Here is a 4,709-nt window from a genome sequence, read left to right as displayed (position 1 = left end):
CGGTGGTCACCGCCTTGTACAGGTACGGACTGGACGAATCGATTTCCTTGGTGAACAGGAACGGGGTGTGGATACGGGTACCGGTCAGCTTGCCGGTGTTGTTGTCGGTCGGGATGTACAGGTTATGTTCCTGAGCCACCACTTCGATGCTGCCTTCACGATCCTGAACGTCAACAGATCCTTTGATGTCCGCACCACCGTCGTCTTTCAGCCACAGATAAACAGGAATTGCCATCGGATTTACTCCATTAATGTTGAGAAACGTCATCATCCTGCGATAACGCTGAGGGGGTGCCCGGTATCTGACAGGCATTCGCCTGCGGTACCAGACTGATTTCGACACGGCGGTTGAGCGCGCGGCCTTCCGGGGTGTCGTTGGTTGCGATCGGACGGCTTGCGCCATAGCCCTGCACCGCAAAACAGCTTTCCGGCACGTCACCGGTATCACGCATCCAGTCGCGTACCGCAGCGGCACGCTCGAGCGACAGCGTCTGGTTCAGCTGTGCATTCCCGGTGTTATCAGTGTGACCCGCGACCACAATCAGCCAGCCCGGCTTCGCCTTAATACCGACCAGCGAATTGACCAGCATTTTGGTGGAGCCGGTTTTCAGTACCGCTTTACCGGAGTCAAACAGCGACATACTGTCGAGACGAACAATTTTCGGTACCGGTTTGGGTTTCGGCTGCGGCTCAGGCGGCGGTAGTGGGGGCACCCAGGAACGGATCGCATCCAGCACAGGCATACGCAGACGCCCCCCCTGATACAGACCTAGCCCCATCCGTATCGGTACACCATTGCGCGCGTGGTCATCCAGCGTTGCCGCATCGTCACGCAGGACGGTAACGGCGTCGGCTTTTGGTCCGAAATCATGCTTCGGGATACGGTCATAGCGGGCAATATCGAAGCTCACACGCTGCAGCATCTGGAGATTGTTCCAGCCACTGCTGAGCAACGCCGCAATGGCCGCCAGCGTGAAGATCCCGAGCGCATAACGGAAGACTCGCCCACGCGGTGTCAGTCCTCGCCCTTCGGGCAGCAGCGGTAGGATAAAATCCGGGAATGGGGAAATAACCGTACTGTCCGTACCCGTCGGCTGCCAGCCCGTCACCTGCTGCATCGCGGTGTGATGGGAAAGCCACGACGTCCACACCGATGTGGCGAGACTTCCGGCAAGGATCGGTCCTATCCCCCACAGCACCGCAACAGGAGTTATGACCGGAACATCAGGGTTCTCATCCATAAAGACAGCCTGGACGCGCTGATGGAACCAGCTCATCAGACTGTTCATCATCACCTGTTGTTGCATTGCAGGCGCTCCGCTGGTGGTGATCCACGCAGCGATTGAACCCGGTGCTGAAGACTCACGCCAGACCCTCACATCTTCACCCGGGAGCGCCGTCTGCCAGAGCATGTCATTCGTCATTACGCTGCCAACCTGACCATGCAGAATCAGCGGCACAGAGTGACCGTTTTCTTTACGTAGCAGGCTGATTTGCCAGCGCAGAGCCAGCAGGCGACTGGTAAGCGCTTCACTGTCGGCGTGTTTCTGCGGGCAGACGCTGACCATCACCGATAACTGGCGTCCCCAGCCCGGGCGTTTCCATAATATCTGACGGACCACCGACGCCAGTTCCTGATGATCCTCCACGCGGATCCAGCATCCTTGTGTGGCCGTGAGCACCGGTGAGTGCTGCATACATGCCAGCGGCAGATCGCCACAGACCAGCACCACGGGCTGGTGGTAAGTGGCTTCCGGGAGGTCATCCAGATACAGAGGGGCGTCATGTTCCACGCGACGACTGGCGACAGTACAGAACGCCAGAATAAGCCCCAGTATCGCCAACAAAACGAGCACAGAAACCAGTCGGGACACCGGCAGGAAACCCAGACAGATCACCACACTCAGCAGGGTAGCCCACAGCGCAAGACCTCGCTGTTGTGCGAGGCTCATTTCATGACCTCCGGCAGCAGAGTCAGCAGCATCTGATCCAGCCAGTGGTTCAGTCCCCACCACAGCGCGGCAACCACCACTACACTCAAGCTAATACGCACAGGCCATGACGCCAGCCAGCCGCCGCCTCCACGCCCGGCACGGCTTTCCGCCAGTACTGGATAGTTGTTTGGATAGCTGAATGGCATGACATGTTCACTGAGCGCGCTGACGAGTTTCTGGCGCTCCGGGTCGTTCAGGGAGCGGAAACTGCCGAGAAACCCCAGCATCATGACCCGCTGAAAGCACGTCACAACAGCATGGTCAGGCACCGGTTCACGCAGCACATTTCGCATGCGATCGCACAGCGTATCACCGGCGTCCATGGTGCCGAGGAAGTGCCCCTGCAGGGGAATGTCATACCACTGCACGCAGGCATCATCCTCCACACCGCGACCTTTGACGGCTTCATCAAGCAGCGCACACTGTGCAGTGAGAATATGCTGACAGCTGGCTTCATCGAGTTCGCTCGCTTTCAGCTCACGCTGTACACGCTCAACATCAGCAATACAGCGCACCCACAAGGTACGCCCTTCTCCTTCCTGAAACGTCGGACCGTGACGCAGGCTGATTACCTGCAGCCAGGTATCCTGCAGCAGGGCATCAATATCAATGGACGCGGCCGTACCGCGTTTACGCACACTCATGTTCTCAGTACCGCAAAGAGTTCAAGTTCAGGCTCGCCGAGCATGCCCGGAACGTAAAACATGCAGGTGCCGCTTTGCAGCATCTCCGTCGCCAGAGGATGGGAGAGATCGAGGCTGAAATACTGGTTTTCCAGACGCAGTGGGATGGCGGCCGGCACATGACGCAGCGGCATCAGCGGCACCCCCACCCGTGAAGAATTGACGATACTCCTGACATGATCGGGACTGCCGACCTTGCACTGGCGTGGGAACTGTTCCTGCAGTTGAGCCACCGGCATCGGTGAACGCACGGAGAGGTAGTAATCGGCCCCTTCGCGCAGGCGTGGGTCATGCAGACGGGCCTGCCAGAAGTGAAGCCGGGCATCATGCTCAAGCTCAATCGCTACCACCCGCGACGGCAGGCTGGCTTCCAGCAGGTCGCCCAGTAAGTCAAACAGCGGCGGAAAGACGTTATTCAGCTGCTCATGCTGCCAGACAGGAATGGCACTCACCTGGTGTTCCAGCGAGAAGGTCAGCAGGCTGCCAGCAAGCCTCGCCAGTTCCGGGTACAGACGCTCCGGTGGGCTTTGCGGGTAGCGCTGAAACTGTCCGAGCACGGGTTCTGCGCTGTTCAGGGCATTGAGCAACCAGAACAGGGACACATCCGCCACGGCAAAGTCCGCCATGCGCTCGTTACTTTCACGACGCATAGCCATCAGGCGACTCAGCCGGGCTCGCAGTTGCGTCATCAGTTGTTCCAGTTGGGTCATCAGCCAGCGACTGCCCCGAATGGTCAGAAGTGGAGGAAGAAATGTCCCATCCAGTATCCAACCGCCCTGTGAATCCAACTGCAGACGTGCAATCGGGCAGGTCAGGTAATCACTGTTGTTCTGATGGCTAAAACGCAGTGTCAGCTCCGGTTGTATTACCGCTATCTGGCGAGTGTCATCGCCAAAAGCATTGCGGATATCCCGCCACTGCTGGCGAAAACGCACGGGTCGTTCAGCCACTTCATCGGGTTTCAGACAGTTGCCACCATTTGCCCTCAGCAGCGGCAACGCAAGAACAACTGTCGCATCCTGCGACGCGTTCTCAAGCGACAGTACAGGTGGCAATGGATCGGCATTATCAGTATCAATCAGTGTGCCGTCCGGGAAGCGCACATGCAGATGACGGGCCTGCAAGCGGCCCAGTTTCAGTGCATCCGGTTCGAAAGCGACGTCAATTATCCCCCAGGGATGGGAAAGCCCCATCCGGGCGATGCCATCCGCAGACCAGGCCGCATACCCGGCCTGCTGCTGGAAATGCTGGGGAGAAATCATCTGGCCCCTGCCCCATAACGGTTGTTCCGTTTTCATCGGCTTCCTGCCTTACGTTATGCTTACGATTTGGCCTTCGGCATCTGGGAAACCAGTGACAGGTTGACGTCCATGCCTTCCACCTGGAAGTGCGGGATGGCGTACAACTTCACGCGGAAGAACCCCGGGTTATCCTCGATATCCTCCACAACGACCTTCGCGTCACGCAGTGGATGAGAGGCCTGCAGCTCATCGCCCGGATCGGTCATTTCAGTGACCAGGCTTTTCACCCAGGTATTCAGCTCAAGCTCCAGCAGACGTCGGTCCTTGGTGGTCCCGATGTTTTCGCGCTGAATAATCTTCAGATAGTGCGCAATACGCGACAGCAGGAAGATATAGGGCAGACGGGCGTTGATGCGGCTGTTAGCCGTTGCATCTGCGGTATCGTACTGTGCCGGCTTCTGGGTGGAGTTCGCGCTGAAGAAACACGCATAATCGCGGTTCTTGTAGTAGCTAAGCGGGATAAACCCAAGGTTCGCAAACTCAAACTCGCGGGTTTCGGGGATCATCACTTCAGACGGGATTTTTACCTGGTTGCCGGTGCCGAGATCGTACAGATGGATCGGCAGGTCCTGGACCGCGCCGCCGGCCTGTGGGCCGCGGATCTGTACACACCAGCCATTACTGATAAAACTGCGCACCATGTTGGCCGCAAAAGCAAAGGATGCATTGGTCCACAGGTATTTGTTGTGATCCGGACCTTTAACTTCTTCCACATAGTTGAAACTACGAAC

Annotated in this window: 4 protein-coding genes and 1 pseudogene; all 5 read right to left on the bottom strand. The window is 57.8% G+C overall.

The features are described from left to right. Window positions 1-235 (bottom strand): annotated as a pseudogene (gene hcp, locus NNO02_RS22520) (type VI secretion system effector Hcp); the annotation flags it as partial. A 13-nt stretch (window positions 236-248) separates the two neighbouring features. Further along, window positions 249-1,952, bottom strand: a complete 1,704-nt coding sequence (locus NNO02_RS22515; protein ID WP_271455802.1) for an OmpA family protein — start codon at window positions 1,950-1,952, stop codon at window positions 249-251. Further along, window positions 1,949-2,638: a type VI secretion system protein TssL, short form gene (gene tssL / locus NNO02_RS22510; protein WP_271455801.1), complete on the bottom strand. Its 690-nt coding sequence runs from the start codon at window positions 2,636-2,638 to the stop codon at window positions 1,949-1,951. Before tssL ends, NNO02_RS22515 begins: the two co-directional genes overlap by 4 nt. Then, window positions 2,635-3,975, bottom strand: a complete 1,341-nt coding sequence (gene tssK, locus NNO02_RS22505) for a type VI secretion system baseplate subunit TssK (protein WP_271455800.1) — start codon at window positions 3,973-3,975, stop codon at window positions 2,635-2,637. Before tssK ends, tssL begins: the two co-directional genes overlap by 4 nt. 23 nt (window positions 3,976-3,998) lie before the next feature. Beyond that, window positions 3,999-4,709 (bottom strand): type VI secretion system contractile sheath large subunit (gene tssC / locus NNO02_RS22500; RefSeq protein ID WP_271455799.1); only part of this gene is annotated, 711 nt, incomplete at its 5' end.

Origin of the sequence: Citrobacter sp. Awk 2, from assembly GCF_028069815.1 — a bacterium.
In the GTDB taxonomy this organism is placed as follows: Bacteria; Pseudomonadota; Gammaproteobacteria; order Enterobacterales; family Enterobacteriaceae; genus Citrobacter.
Note: the sequence above shows the minus strand (reverse complement) of the source record. Positions and strands in the feature narration are given on the sequence as shown.